The organism is Streptomyces sp. NPDC002896 (assembly GCF_040295225.1).
Classification (GTDB): Bacteria; Actinomycetota; Actinomycetes; order Streptomycetales; family Streptomycetaceae; genus Streptomyces.
Window position 1 is genome coordinate 147346 of the sequence record NZ_JBEOVA010000015.1, and the last position, 14204, is coordinate 161549.

The window sequence follows — 14204 nt, forward strand, 5'->3', positions numbered from 1 at the left end:
AGGTTCCGGCCCCCCGCGACCGCCGCAGCAGAAGAAAGGCAGGCCCCATGCCGCACTCATCTGGGGGAGACCCCCAGACCCCCACGAGGGTGCTCGTGGTCGACGACGAACCGCAGATCGTCCGCGCGCTCGTCATCAACCTCAAGGCGCGCAAGTACGAGGTGGACGCGGCCTCCGACGGCTCCGGCGCGCTTCGGATCGCCGCCGCCCGCCACCCCGACGTGGTCGTGCTCGACCTGGGACTGCCCGACATGGACGGCGTCGAGGTGATCAAGGGACTGCGCGGCTGGACCCGCGTACCGATCCTTGTCCTCTCCGCCCGGCACAGCTCCGACGAGAAGGTCGAGGCGCTGGACGCGGGCGCCGACGACTACGTCACCAAGCCGTTCGGCATGGACGAGCTGCTGGCCCGGCTGCGCGCCGCCGTCCGCCGCGCGGAGCCCGTCGTCGGGACCGGCGAGGACGAGGTCGTCGTGGAGACCGAGGACTTCACTGTCGACCTGGCCGCCAAGAAGGTCAACCGCGGCGGACGCGACGTACGCCTGACCCCCACCGAGTGGCACCTGCTGGAGGTCCTCGTACGCAACACCGGGCGCCTCGTCAGCCAGAAGCAGCTGCTCCAGGAGGTCTGGGGGCCCTCGTACGGCACTGAGACGAACTATCTGCGCGTCTACATGGCCCAGCTGCGCCGCAAGCTGGAGGCGGACCCGTCGCATCCGCGGCACTTCATCACGGAGCCGGGGATGGGGTACCGGTTCGAGAGGTAACCAGCGAGGTGAGCACCGGGCGGGGCGGTGCCTAACGGGGCCGGGTACGCGGTGCCGGGGACCGGTTGCCGGTTCGAGAGGGCGGCCGACCGGGTACTCGAGCAGGAGAGCGCGCAGACGAGCACCTGTTCCACTCGTGTCACAGCCCCCCGGTAGGCTTCCTGTTATGAGTGCTGTCCCTCGTTCCGAAAAGCCGGCGGGCCGGTTCCGGCGCATGCTCGACCGGCTCTCCACGTCCCAGGAGGACCTGGAGTCGGAGGAGCTGCGCGAGGACGCCGACACCGCAGGCTGTACGCGCATAGGTGACTGTCACGACCGCCAGATCGTGACGGTTACTGGTACCTTGCGCACGGTCACTCTGCGACCACGGGCCGGGGTCCCGGCCCTGGAGGCGGAGCTCTTCGATGGCTCCGCGGCGCTGGACGTGGTGTGGCTCGGCAGGCGCTCCATCGTGGGAATCGAACCGGGGCGCAAGCTGATCGCATCGGGCCGGATCTCGATGAGCCGGGGCCGCCGGGTGCTCTTCAACCCGAAGTACGAACTCAGACCGCTCGGACGGGAGTAGCCGGTGACGTCCCTCGACAAGCCGACCGACCATCGGACCACGGACGGGGACGCCGAATCCACCGACTCCAGGGCAGTGACCGAGGCCGCGCTCTTCGAGGCCTTCGGCGGTGTGCGGGGCATGGTGGAGACGGTGCTCCCCGGCCTGCTCTTCGTGGCGATCTACACGGTCAACAAGGACCTGCACACCTCGGCCATCGCGGCCCTCGGCGTGTCCCTGCTGCTGGTCGTCGTCCGGCTGGTCATGAAGGACACCGTCAAGCACGCCTTCAGCGGTGTCTTCGGCGTCGCCTTCGGCGTGGTCTTCGCGATGATGACCGGCAACGCCAAGGACTTCTATCTGCCGGGCATGCTCTACACGCTCGGCCTGGGCCTCGCCTACATCATCACGACGCTCGCGGGCGTCCCGCTGATCGGCCTCATCCTCGGCCCGGTCTTCAAGGAGAACCTCTCCTGGCGGAAGCGGAACCCCGGCCGCAAGAAGGCCTACGCGAAGGCGAGCTGGGCCTGGGGACTGATCCTTCTCGCCAAGTGCGCGATCCTCTTCCCGCTCTACTGGTGGGGCGACACCACCCAGTTCGGCTGGGTCCTGGTGGCGCTGAAGATCCCGCCGTTCCTGCTGGCCGTCTGGCTCACCTGGGTGTTCCTCGCCAAGGCGCCCGCGCCGATCGACGTCTTCGCCGAGATGGAGGCGGAGGAGCAGGCCAGGAAGGCGGAGGAGTCGGCGGAGCCGGGCGCCACGCCGCAGGCGGACGCCGACCGCAAGACGGCGGCGGGGCGGCACCGGCGCGACGCGTAACGGCCGCGCACGGCCGTTACGGCGGCCGCAGAACGACAGAGGGGGTGCCCGGGAATGATTCCGGGCACCCCCTCTGTGTTGCCGCCGCCGCTGTGCCCACCCTCCCCCATTGCCTTAAGGGCATGGGAGGTACCCCCATCGCCCCAGCGGCACGATTGCCCACAGCGATTAGCGACTCGCGATTGCCCACAGCGACTAACGACTCGCGTCAGCTGGCCGCGTCCTCCCGGCGTACCGACAGCAGGTCCTCGAGTTGTTCCTCGCGGGCCTGGGCGGCCACGAACAACAGCTCGTCGCCCGCCTCCAGGGAGTCCTCCTGGGAGGGGGCTAGGACGCGGTTGCCGCGGATGATCGTCACCAGCGACGTGTCCTCGGGCCACTCGACGTCGCCGACCTGGGTGCCGGCCAGGGCCGACTCGGGCGGGAGCGTCAGTTCGACCAGGTTCGCGTCGCCGTGGCTGAAGCGGAGCAGGCGTACGAGGTCGCCGACGCTCACCGCCTCCTCTACCAGGGCCGACATCAGACGCGGCGTGGAGACGGCGACATCGACGCCCCACGCCTCGTTGAACAGCCACTCGTTCTTGGGGTTGTTGACTCGGGCGACGACCCGCGGGACCCCGTACTCGGTCTTCGCGAGCAGCGATACGACGAGGTTGACCTTGTCGTCGCCCGTGGCCGCGATGACCACGTTGCAGCGCTGCAGCGCCGCCTCGTCGAGCGAGGTGATCTCACAGGCGTCGGCGAGCAGCCACTCGGCCTGCGGTACGCGCTCGACCGAGATGGCGGTCGGCGCCTTGTCGATGAGAAGGACCTCGTGCCCGTTCTCCAGTAGCTCGCCGGCGATGGAACGGCCCACCGCACCGGCTCCGGCAATGGCGACCCTCATCAGTGACCGCCCTCCTCAGGACCTTCGGCGAACGCCGCTTCGACCTTCTCGACGTCGTCCGTCCGCATCATCACGTGAACGAGGTCGCCTTCCTGCAGGACCGTCTGCGAGGTCGGCAGAATCGCCTCGCCCAGCCGGGTCAGGAACGCGACCCGGACTCCCGTCTCCTCCTGGAGCCGGCTGATCCTGTGGCCGACCCAGGCCGGAGAGGTGTGCACCTCGGCGAGCTGCACCCCGCCGGTGGGGTCGCGCCACAGCGGCTCGGCGCCGGACGGCAGCAGACGCCGCAGCATCTGGTCCGCGGTCCAGCGGACCGTCGCCACGGTCGGGATGCCCAGGCGCTGGTAGACCTCGGCGCGGCGGGGGTCGTAGATCCGGGCCGCGACGTTCTCGATGCCGAACATCTCGCGGGCCACGCGGGCCGCGATGATGTTCGAGTTGTCGCCGCTGCTGACGGCGGCGAAGGCGCCCGCCTCCTCGATGCCGGCCTCGCGCAGGGTGTCCTGGTCGAAGCCGATACCGGTGACGCGGCGGCCACCGAACCCGGAGCCCAGACGGCGGAAGGCCGTGGGGTCCTGGTCGATCACGGCGACCGTGTGCCCCTGTTGCTCCAGGGTCTGCGCGAGAGCGGAGCCCACTCGTCCGCAGCCCATGATGACGATGTGCACCTGACCTTTACCCCGCAGTCCTCGTCACCCTGCTGACCTGCGAAAACAACCTGCTCACTCTTCTCTCTCACTGGGCCGGGCAACAACCGGGCAACCGCGTACGGCGTTGCCCGTTGACGAGCTTATGACGCAACCCTTGCGTTGCCCTCATCCGCGTACGTGTTTGATCAGAGGCAGCACCGATCGCGCGCCGGAGTGCGCCGTCCGGCCGCGCGCCCGGCGTTCACCGGGGTGGCCCGAGGAGTGACGTCAGTCGGCGCCCACGGCGTCGGCCTGTAGCCGTTCGACGAGCCCCGCCAGGTGCAGTTCGGCGACTGGCCGTACGAGGTCCGGGTGGCGCAGCAGGGGAGCCGCGCCCCTGTCGTGCGCGTCGGGATCCGTGAGGCGCCGGAACTCGACCGGTGAGCCTCCCATGTGTTCGGAACCGGTCAGCGCGGCCACGGCCGCGGCCGCCAGCGCCGGGTCGGTGAGGAGCGAGGCCGCCCAGCTGGCCACGACCTCGTCGACCCAGGTGCGCCACGCGTGTTCATCGGCCTCGAGCTCACCGGTGTAGCCTCCGACGAGCCAGTCCAGGCGCCTGGCGCCGCCCGGTCCGACGAGTGTGACCAGCGAGGCGTCCAGCGCGGTCGGGTACCGCAGCCAGGCCGCCACGGTCGCCGCCTGCCGGGCCTGCGCCTCGGCGAGTACGGCACTGAGGGTGCCGGAGGCCGGAGGATAGGCGCGGATCAGCCACTGGGTGGTGGCGGCTATGACGGACGGGAGGCCGACGGACATGCTGCCCGACCTCCTCTCCTTCAGGTGCACGGACATCTCGTGCCAGGACATTGCATGACAAACGCCCGCCACCGTACCGTGCGGGACGCGCGCGCCCCATGACGCACGTCACGTCGCCAAGTACGTAGCGGCGTGCCCGTCGGGGTGCTGGATCATGGCGCAGTGCGCGCCTTGCAGGGCCGATGTACGCATGGTCGGTCGTCGCGGTATGGCCATCCTGCGAACGTCTGGGGTGGTGGGTGGGCGCTCCCCCGTTCGAACGCATACGATCCTCTGCGTGTCCAAACTGACCGACGTGCCCAAACGGATTCTGATCGGGCGCGCACTGCGCAGTGACCGGCTGGGAGAGACACTCCTGCCCAAGCGCATCGCACTCCCCGTTTTCGCCTCAGACCCGCTCTCCTCCGTCGCGTACGCGCCCGGAGAAGTCCTGCTGGTCCTCTCGATCGCGGGCCTGTCGGCGTACCACTTCAGCCCGTGGATCGCGCTCGCGGTCGTGGTGCTGATGTTCACGGTGGTGGCGTCCTACCGGCAGAACGTGCACGCCTACCCCAGCGGCGGCGGCGACTACGAGGTGGCGACCACCAACCTCGGCCCCAAGGCGGGCCTGACCGTCGCCAGCGCCCTGCTCGTCGACTACGTGCTGACCGTGGCCGTGTCGATCTCCTCGGGCGTGGAGAACCTCGGCTCGGCCATCCCCTTCGTCGTCGAGCACAAGGTCCTGTGCGCGATCGGCATCATCGTGCTGCTGACGCTGATGAACCTGCGCGGCGTGAAGGAGTCCGGCAAGCTCTTCGCGATCCCGACGTACGTCTTCGTGGCGGGCGTCTTCATCATGATCGTGTGGGGCGCGTTCCGCGGGCTGGTCCTCGGCGACACCATGAAAGCCCCCACCGCCGACTTCGTGATCAAGCCCGAGCACCAGGGCCTCGCGGGCTTCGCCCTCGTCTTCCTGCTGCTGCGCGCCTTCTCCTCCGGCTGTGCCGCGCTCACCGGCGTCGAGGCCATCAGCAACGGCGTGCCCGCCTTCCGCAAGCCCAAGAGCAAGAACGCGGCGACCACGCTCGCGCTGATGGGCATCCTGGCCGTCACCATGTTCTGCGGCATCATCGGCCTGGCCATGGCCACCGATGTGCGTATGGCCGAGGACCCGGGCAAGGACCTGTTCCTCAACGGCGCGCCGGTCGGCGACCACTACGTCCAGAACCCGGTGATCTCCCAGGTCGCGGCCGCCGTCTTCGGTGACGGAACCTTCTTCTTCGTCCTGCTCGCCGCGGCCACCGCACTCGTGCTGTTCCTGGCCGCGAACACCGCGTACAACGGCTTCCCGCTGCTCGGCTCGATCCTGGCGCAGGACCGCTACCTGCCGCGCCAGCTCCACACCCGCGGCGACCGGCTCGCGTTCTCCAACGGCATCGTGCTGCTGGCCGGCGCGGCCGTGCTGCTCGTCTGGATCTACGGAGCGGACTCGACCCGGCTGATCCAGCTCTACATCGTCGGCGTGTTCGTCTCCTTCACGCTCAGCCAGACCGGCATGGTCCGGCACTGGAACCGCCATCTGCGGACCGAGACCGACCAGGCGAAGCGCCGGCACATGGTCCGCTCCCGCGCGATCAACACCTTCGGCGCCTTCTTCACCGGTCTCGTCCTCGTCGTCGTCCTCGTCACGAAGTTCACGCACGGCGCCTGGGTCGCCCTGCTCGGCATGGTGATCTTCTACGCGACGATGACCGCGATCCGACGCCACTACGACCGCGTGGCCGAGGAGATCGCGGCCCCAGAGGGCCCGTCCGACGACATGGTCCGCCCGTCCCGGGTCCACTCCGTCGTACTGGTCTCCAAGATCCACCGCCCTACGCTGCGCGCCGTCGCCTACGCCAAGCTGCTGCGCTCGGACACCCTCGAGGCGCTCAGCGTCAACGTCGACCCGGCGGAGACCAAGGCGCTCAAGGAGGAGTGGGACCGGCGCGGCATAGACGTGCCGCTGAAGGTCCTCGACTCGCCGTACCGCGAGATCACCCGGCCGATCATCGAGTACGTCAAGGGGCTGCGGCGGGAGTCGCCGCGCGACGCGGTCAGCGTGATCATCCCCGAGTACGTGGTGGGACACTGGTACGAGCACTTCCTGCACAACCAGAGCGCGCTCCGGCTCAAGGGCAGGCTGCTGTTCACCGCAGGCGTGATGGTGACCTCCGTGCCCTACCAGCTGGAGTCCTCCGAGGTGGCGAGGAAGCGGGCCCGCAAGCGCCAGGAGTGGAACGCGCCGGGCTCGGTGCGCCGGGGCCCCGTGGAGAAGCGGCCCAAGGAGCCGAGCGCCAAGAGCTGACCCGGCACCGGTCGGGCTTCGGCGCACGACCGGAGTCCGGTTTCGACCTGGCTTCTGCGCACGACCGGAGTCCGGTCCCGACCGGCCTGTGGTGAACGGCCGGACGGCACCCACGTAGACTGGTGGGCTGTTGTCCGGCCGTTTGTGACGTACGCCGCCCGTGGGCTCTCACGCGGTCCGTTCGTCCCTTGCGCCGTCCGTTCGTTCCTTACGTTGTGGAGTCACCCCGCCATGCAGGCAGAACCGAAGAATTCGCTGGTGGGGGAGGAGTACGAGGTCGAGGTCGGCCCCGTCGCCCACGGTGGCCACTGCATCGCCCGTACCGCCGAAGGCCGGGTGCTGTTCGTGCGGCATGCGCTGCCCGGTGAGCGGGTGGTCGCGCGCGTCACGGAGGGCGAGGAGGACTCCCGCTTTCTGCGCGCGGACGCTGTGCAGATTCTCGAGGCGTCCAAGGACCGCGTCGAGACCCCCTGCCCTTACGCCGGTCCTGGCCGCTGCGGCGGCTGCGACTGGCAGCACGCCAAGCCCGGCGCGCAGCGGCGGCTGAAGGGCGAGGTCATCGCGGAGCAGCTGAAGCGCCTCGCGGGCCTCACGCCCGAGGAGGCCGGCTGGGACGGCACGGTCATGCCCGCCGAGGGCGACAAGCTCCCCGCGGGGGAGGTCCCGGCGTGGCGTACGCGCGTTCAGTACGCGGTGGACGAGGACGGGAAGGCCGGGCTGCGGCGCCACCGTTCGCACGAGGTCGAGCCGATCGAGCACTGCATGATCGCCGCGGAGGGCGTCAGCGAGCTGGGCATCGAGCAGCGTGACTGGACCGGCATGGCGTCGATCGAGGCGATCGCCGCGACCGGCTCCCAGGACCGCCAGGTGATCCTCGCGCCGAAGCCGGGTGCCCGCCTGCCGATCGTCGAACTGGACAAGCCGGTGTCGGTGATGCGGATCGAGGAAAAGGACGGCGGAGTCCACCGCGTCCATGGCCGGCCCTTCGTGCGCGAGCGCGCCGACGACCGCACCTACCGCGTCGGCAGCGGCGGGTTCTGGCAGGTCCACCCGAAGGCCGCCGACACCCTCGTCAAGGCCGTGATGCAGGGCCTGTTGCCGCGCAAGGGCGAGATGGCGCTCGACCTCTACTGCGGCGTGGGCCTGTTCGCGGGAGCCCTCGCGGACCGGGTCGGCGAGAAGGGCGCGGTGCTCGGCATCGAGTCCGGCAAGCGCGCGGTCGAGGACGCCCGCCACAACCTGGCCGGCTTCGACCGGGTCCGCATCGAACAGGGCAGGGTCGAATCCGTCCTGCCGCGCACCGGCATCACCGATGTCGACCTGATCGTCCTCGACCCGCCCCGCGCAGGCGCGGGCAAGAAGACCGTCCAGCACCTCTCCTCGCTCGGCGCCCGCCGCATCGCGTACGTCGCCTGCGACCCGGCGGCGCTGGCCCGCGACCTGGCGTACTTCCGCGAGGGCGGGTACCGGGTGCGGACGCTGCGGGCGTTCGATCTGTTTCCGATGACGGCGCACGTGGAGTGCGTGGCGATCCTCGAGCCGGTCAAGAAGGGCCTCTGACCTGCGGGTTCTCTGTTCCGGGTCGGCTCTTGACGTGTTCGCCCATGCCCAACAGGTCGGGCAGGCGACCCCTTCTCACCTGCGGTTTTCCGCTGCCGAGACGCGTGCGGGGGCCGACTCGCGCAAAATCTTGACGCTCATATGACGCTCGAAATGACGGCAGGCCGGAGGGCCGATGGCTCCCATGCGGGAGCCCGTCACCCGCCAGGATCGGTCGCCGTACGAGGGCTGCGGAGCCCCGCCGCTCGGTCCGGTCGTGCATGGGTCGGTCGCTCCACGGTGGGGATGGGCGTCGGGTGTTGTGGCGCGAGGTCCCATCTTCCGTGGAAATGCCGATAGTTGATCGGTCACTGCGTCGTCGGCCAGGACGGTCCAGAAGGTGACTTCGGGGCCGCGTAACGTTTCCCCGTCGGGCGGGTGGTCGTTCCCCATACGGTACGGAGCAGCAGCAGCCCCTCCTGCGGGCCGGCGGGGCTTCTGTGAACCCCGGGCAGGAGGTGCGCGCCGTCCGGGAGGGGAATCGCGTCATCGTCGGGGAAGACCGTAGGAGGTGTGCATCGGTGGCTCGAGTGATCTTCGTGCACGGTGTCGGGCAGCAGTTCTCGGGAGCGCTGCAGGTGCTGGCGGCTGTGGGGCCGGCGCTGCGGGACGGTGTACAGCTTGGGGCGGGACTCGCCCTGCGGGATCAGGATGTGGCGTGCGCGTTCTACGGGGACGTCTTCTTCGAGCCGGGCACGCGGTCGATGGATGTGCCGTGGTGGGACGAGACGGATGTCGAGGGCGGGCTGGAAGCCGAGCTGCTGGAGGCGTGGTGGGGCCAGGCGGCCCGCGTCGATCTGGAGGTGGCGGGACCGGACGAGGCGGGTGTCCGGGGGCCGGTCGGGTACGGGGCCTCGCGCCTGCTGCTGTCGGACCGGGTGCGGGCGGCGCTGGACGCGCTGAGTCGTGCCTCGTTCTTCGCTCATGTGTCGGAGCCTTTGTTGATCTTCGCATTGAAGCAGGTGCGCCGGTACATGACCGAGCTGGAGTTGCAGCAGGCGGCGCAGGCGCGGCTGGCGGAAGTGGTCACCGAGGAGACGCGGGTGGTGGTCGGGCATTCGCTGGGTTCGGTGGTGGCGTACGAGGCGTTGTGCGCGCATCCGGAGTGGCCGGTGACGGATTTCGTGACGCTGGGGTCGCCGCTGGGCATGCGGAGTGTGGTGTTCGACCGGCTGCGGCCGCCACCTGTGAACGGGGTGGGCGGATGGCCTGGCGGGGTCGTGCGCTGGACCAATGTGGCTGACCGGGGTGACATCGTGGCGCTGGCCCATCGGCTGGCTTCCCGGTTCGGGAGCCGGGTCGAGGACATTTCGATCAGTAACGGGATGCGGATGCACGCGGTGGAGCGGTACTTGGGCGCCGCCCGCACAGGTGTGGCAGTGGCGAAAGGGCTTGGGGCCTGAGTCATGGCGGCAGGCGGGCGCAGGTTCCTGATCGCGCTGGGCGTCGGGGAGTATCAGGATCCGGAGATCGAGAATCTCCCCGGAGTACGGCGCGACGTCGAGGAGATGCGCGAGCTTCTGACAGGCCACATGGGGTATGAGCCGGCGCTGTCCGAGGTGTCCGAGAATCCCCTCGGGGACCTTGACCGGCGTGTCGAGGCATGGGAAAAGAGCGTGCGGCTCGACCAGCGGGACGTGGTGGTCCTCTACTTCGCCGGCCATGGGGTCAGCAGAGCGGATCGGCATTACCTGCTCTGTGCGGACAGCCGGGCGGACCGCCCCAGGACGGCACTGGCGAGTGAGGACCTGTGCCGTCCGCTGCTGGACAGTGGGCTCGGGCATCTTCTGGTCATCCTCGACACCTGTTACGCCGGAGCCGGGGCGACCAACATGGCGACGCTTGCCCACGAGTTCGATTCCAAGAGCCGAGCCCTTGCGAGCCGGTGGCTGGTGGCTGCGGCACGGGGCAAGGAACTCGCCGCCGAGAATGCCTTCGTGCCGGCCTTGCTCCCCATCCTGAAGAAGGGCCTGCCGGAGGCCGCTCGGCAGCGATACCTTGACATGGGAAGCGTCGTCGAGCAGGTCAATGAGGCATTCAAGGCCGGCAGAATCCGCCAGACGGCGCTTTACTCGGTTCCCTCCAGTTACGGGACCGCCAAGTTCTTTCACAACTTGAGCTATCAACCGAGGCTTCCGCACCGTGATTTGACGCTGGAGAGGATCACCCAGCTCGCCAAGGCCGGCCATAATCATTTCGCCGCGAGCGGGCGAAGTGTCAAGCATGTGACCGATCCGGGGGATTATTTCGTCGGCCGAGCCGATGCGCTGAAGGAGTTGGAGTCCTGGCCGGTGCCTGAGAACCCTGATCGCCGAATGCGTGTGGTCACGGGTGCTCCCGGTGTGGGCAAGTCCGCCCTGCTGGGTCGCTTTCTCATGCGGGCGAAGGTTGTGTCCGACGGGCGTGAGGGGCACGACGGGCGTGACGGGCACGAAGGGCTTGAGGGGCACGAAGGGCGTGAGGGGCGGCGCGAGTCGGGAGGCGACGCTTCGCCGGTGGCGGCTTTGGAGGGGATGGAGGTAGTCGGGCTGCATGCGCGGCATGCGGTACTGGACGATCTGGTGTCCAGCCTGGCCGTCATGCTGGACGACGGTCGGAGTGGTGGGAGTGGTGGGAGTGGCCGGAGTGGCCGAAGCCTCGGAGGGATCAAGGAGCGGGTACGTCGGCGTGACCGTCCGATCGTTGTCGTGGTGGACGCACTCGACGAAGCGGGTCCTGATGGCGATGTGAACGAGGCCAGGCGCATCGCGAGGGAGTTCCTGAAACCACTCGCCGACGAATCGAATGTGCGGCTGGTCGTCGGGACCCGGAAGCATCTGCTCCAGGTCCTGGGGGAGGCCGTCGTCACCATGGATCTCGACGCGCCCGCATACGCCGACAACGCGGATGTCGCCGGCTACGTGCGGGCCCTTCTGCTCGACGAGGACAATCCCGGGAGTCCTTCCCCTTACCGCGGGCATGAGGAACTGGCTGCCAAAGTCGCTCACGGAGTGGCCGCACAGGCGGGCAACTCCTTCCTCGTCGCCCGAATGACGGCTCATGCCCTGGTCCACCGGCCGACGGTTCTCGACATCGGCGAACCAGGCTGGGAGCAGAGGCTGCCGACTGATGCCCGTCAGGCGTTCGCGCAGTACCTGGAACGCTTCGGTCACGATCGCGCGAAGGTGGAGCGGCTGCTGCGCCCGCTGGCCTACGCACAGGGTTCAGGGCTTCCCTGGTCGGCGATGTGGGTGGAGCTGGCTCACGCGTTGTCGGGGGTTCCCTGCTCGCAGGATGATCTGCGCTGGCTACGGGAGAAGGCCGGAGCGTACATCGTCGAGGTCGCCCCTCATGCCGATCAGCACGAGTCGACCTTCCGCCTGTGCCACGAGATGCTGGCCGATTACCTGCGGGACGACAGCAGAGCGCACGAGAAGATCGCGGAAGTCCTGACGGGGCTCGTCCCCAGGAATCCGGTACTCGGGCCCGGAGGTTGGCAGGCGGCGCACTGGTATGTGCGCGACCATCTGGCCACCCATGCCGCAGCCGCGGAACGCCTGGACGGCCTGCTCGCGGACGGTGACTTCTTGGTCCACGCCACTCCCCGATACCTGCGGCCCGCCCTACGGGCGGTGAAGTCGCAGGCGGCTCGCCTGCGGCGGAGCATCTACCAGGCGTCGGAGGGCGTCCACGCCACGGCCGGTCCGGAGGCCCGCCGGGACATCCTGGCCATTGACGCCGCCCGGTTCGAAGAGCATGACCTTGCAGCCGAGTTGGCCCGGGAACGGCCGTGGCGCCCCCGCTGGGCGACGGGACATCTGGTGCACCCTGCGCACGCCGCGACCATGCGCGACGGCGACGGCAACGGGTGGGTGGAGGCAGTCGCGTGCACAGTGATCGACGGCAGGCCGCATGTTGTGTCGGCTGCTACGTACCACTCGTTGGGAGACGACCCCCCGGAGCCCGTGGCGCGGGTATGGGATCTCACGACGAGCAGCATGGTCCACGCTCTTGGAGAGGGCCACTCGTCCACGAGCGCGGTGGCCTGTGTGGAGATCGAGGGGCGCCCGCATGCTGTGTTCGGCTTCCTTGATGGTTCCGCACAGGTGTGGGATCTGACCACCGGGATGGAACGTCGTTCCGTTCGCCAGGTCGGCCGGGAAGAATGGGTCATGTCCGTGGCCTGTACGGAAATCGACGGGCGGCCTCATGCGGTATGTGGACACGATGGCACGGTCCGGGTCTGGGATCTGCTCGACGGGAGCGAGTACGCGACCCTGACCGGGCACACGGATCGCGTCGAGGCAATGGAATGCACGGAAATCGAAGGCGCCCCGTACGCGGTGTCCGGCAGCCGGGACGAAACGGTACGAGTATGGGATCTTACCAACAGACGTGAGCATGCTGTCTTTTCCTGCGTTGCCGGGGTGGACGCGTTGGCGTGCGTGCAGATCGACGGGCACCCGCACGTCGTGACCGATTGTCTCCAGGTATGGGACTTGCATGAATGCCAAGAGCGAAAAAACCTGAATTTTCCGCGAGAGCTGGGTTGCCGCGACCTGACTTTCACCACCATCAACGACGGTCTGCACGTGGTGTATTCGGTTGGCGAGGTGATTCGGGTGTGGAACCTGTCAGCAGGTATGGAGCATGCCGCCTTCACAGGCCACGAGGAATGGGTTGAGGCGGTTGCCTGCGCGTATATTGAGGGTCGCCCACATGCGGTGTCCGGCAGTCATGACGGAACGGTCCGAGTGTGGGACTTGACCGATCGCAAAGCTTCGACCAGTGAGTCAGCCACAAGAATCAGGGTGCGGACGACGTGTGGCGAGATCGACGGAATTCCATATGTTGCGATCGCGGACAGCAATCGGATTTCGATCCAGGATGTCAGTACAGGAAGTGAGTACGTTGGCCGAGATCATGATGGACTGATTTGGGACCTTGCGTGGACTGAGATCAACGGACGTCCTCATGTGGTGTATGGAAATCAGCATGCGGCGTATGTATGGGATCTGGCGCCTGACAGCAAGCCTATCAGGTTGACCCAACAGAAAGATGGAGTCCATGCTGTCGCCTGCAAGGTTGTCAATGGCCAAAGCTATGCTGCCTTCGGTGGGGGGAGAGAAGATCCCAGGATCCGGGTATGGGATCTGAATAATCGGCGCGAGAAAGCGGTCCTGGTCGGCTTCGACGGATTGGACGACTCCCTGGCCTGGACGGAAGTAAATGGGAAACATAAGATCATCGCCGTGGGGTATTCGAAGGTCGATTGGAATACCCTTGAACACGCACTCCGGATCTGGGATCCATTGACCGGACGGCGGATTCTCTCGCGCCGCCGCAAGAGCGATATGGTCTTGCGTGGGAATGAACATGAGATCTCGACGGTGTCATGCACAGAGATCGACAATCGCCCCCACGCTGTGTCCGGAGGAATTCAGGACCATACTGTGCGAGTGTGGGACCTGACCACAGGCGAGGAGAAAGCCTGCCTCAAGGGCCACCAGGGCCCGGTTGAAGCGGTCGCGTGCATCACAATCGGGGATCGTCCTCATGTCGTATCCGCGGGCAAAGATCGCACGGTCCGGGTATGGGACCTTGCCCGGGACCGGCTCGTGGAGACAATCGCCCTGCCCCTCCCGGCTGAGACCCTCGTGGTCAGCGGTCGCGACATCATTGTCGGCATGAACGCGGAAGTGCTCGTTCTCACCCGTGCCACTGAAATCCTCCGCGACGGGCAGGCGCATTGACCTCATGTCGTCAGGGGAAATGGTTGTCTTGCTGAGCTTCGACAACCCGCCGAACGGCCTCCGGCCCGGGCGGGGGCGTGCTTCGCATG

10 protein-coding genes are annotated in these 14204 nt (G+C 68.0%); 7 read left to right on the plus strand and 3 right to left on the minus strand.

Annotated elements, in window-relative coordinates:
• The first annotated feature begins 47 nt into the window (after positions 1-47).
• The 3 genes from ABT009_RS27210 (at position 48) to ABT009_RS27220 (ending at position 2130) form a co-directional block, all read left to right on the plus strand.
• Positions 48-767 (plus strand): response regulator, encoded by a 720-nt coding sequence (locus tag ABT009_RS27210; RefSeq protein ID WP_351300197.1) that lies wholly within the window; start codon positions 48-50, stop codon positions 765-767.
• Between the two features lie 166 nt (positions 768-933).
• Positions 934-1332, plus strand: a complete 399-nt coding sequence (locus ABT009_RS27215) for an OB-fold nucleic acid binding domain-containing protein (protein WP_351300200.1) — start codon at positions 934-936, stop codon at positions 1330-1332.
• 3 nt (positions 1333-1335) lie between these two features.
• Positions 1336-2130, plus strand: coding sequence for a DUF3159 domain-containing protein (locus tag ABT009_RS27220; RefSeq protein WP_351300203.1), 795 nt, complete (start codon positions 1336-1338; stop codon positions 2128-2130).
• Positions 2131-2338: 208 nt separating this feature from the next.
• Here ABT009_RS27220 and ABT009_RS27225 read toward each other — a convergent pair whose 3' ends face one another.
• From ABT009_RS27225 to ABT009_RS27235, 3 genes are all read right to left on the minus strand, one after another.
• Positions 2339-3016, minus strand: a complete 678-nt coding sequence (locus ABT009_RS27225; protein ID WP_067270353.1) for a potassium channel family protein — start codon at positions 3014-3016, stop codon at positions 2339-2341.
• A complete protein-coding gene (locus ABT009_RS27230) occupies positions 3016-3684 on the minus strand; it encodes a potassium channel family protein (RefSeq protein WP_181662412.1) in 669 nt (222 codons plus the stop codon). The genes ABT009_RS27225 and ABT009_RS27230 overlap by 1 nt, the downstream gene beginning before the upstream one ends.
• 249 nt (positions 3685-3933) lie before the next feature.
• Positions 3934-4458 carry a hypothetical protein gene (locus tag ABT009_RS27235; RefSeq protein WP_351300208.1) on the minus strand — a complete coding sequence of 175 codons (525 nt, stop codon included), beginning with the start codon at positions 4456-4458 and terminating at the stop codon, positions 3934-3936.
• Between the two features lie 277 nt (positions 4459-4735).
• Between ABT009_RS27235 and ABT009_RS27240 the strand changes: the two genes are divergently transcribed.
• The 4 genes from ABT009_RS27240 to ABT009_RS27255 all read left to right on the plus strand — a co-directional run bounded on the left by ABT009_RS27240 (position 4736) and on the right by ABT009_RS27255 (position 14115).
• Positions 4736-6784, plus strand: a complete 2049-nt coding sequence (locus tag ABT009_RS27240; protein WP_351300211.1) for an APC family permease — start codon at positions 4736-4738, stop codon at positions 6782-6784.
• Positions 6785-7015: 231 nt separating this feature from the next.
• On the plus strand, positions 7016-8344 hold the full coding sequence (locus ABT009_RS27245; protein WP_351300214.1) for a class I SAM-dependent RNA methyltransferase: 1329 nt from the start codon (positions 7016-7018) through the stop codon (positions 8342-8344).
• A 560-nt stretch (positions 8345-8904) separates the two neighbouring features.
• Positions 8905-9786 carry an antibiotic ABC transporter ATP-binding protein gene (locus ABT009_RS27250; RefSeq protein WP_351300217.1) on the plus strand — a complete coding sequence of 294 codons (882 nt, stop codon included), beginning with the start codon at positions 8905-8907 and terminating at the stop codon, positions 9784-9786.
• Positions 9787-9789: 3 nt separating this feature from the next.
• Positions 9790-14115 (plus strand): caspase family protein, encoded by a 4326-nt coding sequence (locus tag ABT009_RS27255; protein WP_351300220.1) that lies wholly within the window; start codon positions 9790-9792, stop codon positions 14113-14115.
• Positions 14116-14204 lie beyond the last annotated feature (89 nt).

Excerpts from the sequence above, each read along its gene's own strand:
- ABT009_RS27210 (WP_351300197.1), top strand. The coding sequence starts at position 48 with ATGCCGCACTCATCTGGGGGAGACCCCCAGACCCCCACGAGGGTGCTC.
- ABT009_RS27215 (WP_351300200.1), top strand. The coding sequence starts at position 934 with ATGAGTGCTGTCCCTCGTTCCGAAAAGCCGGCGGGCCGGTTCCGGCGC.
- ABT009_RS27225 (WP_067270353.1), bottom strand. The coding sequence starts at position 3,016 with ATGAGGGTCGCCATTGCCGGAGCCGGTGCGGTGGGCCGTTCCATCGCC.
- ABT009_RS27235 (WP_351300208.1), bottom strand. The coding sequence starts at position 4,458 with ATGTCCGTCGGCCTCCCGTCCGTCATAGCCGCCACCACCCAGTGGCTG.
- ABT009_RS27245 (WP_351300214.1), top strand. The coding sequence starts at position 7,016 with ATGCAGGCAGAACCGAAGAATTCGCTGGTGGGGGAGGAGTACGAGGTC.
- ABT009_RS27255 (WP_351300220.1), top strand. The coding sequence starts at position 9,790 with ATGGCGGCAGGCGGGCGCAGGTTCCTGATCGCGCTGGGCGTCGGGGAG.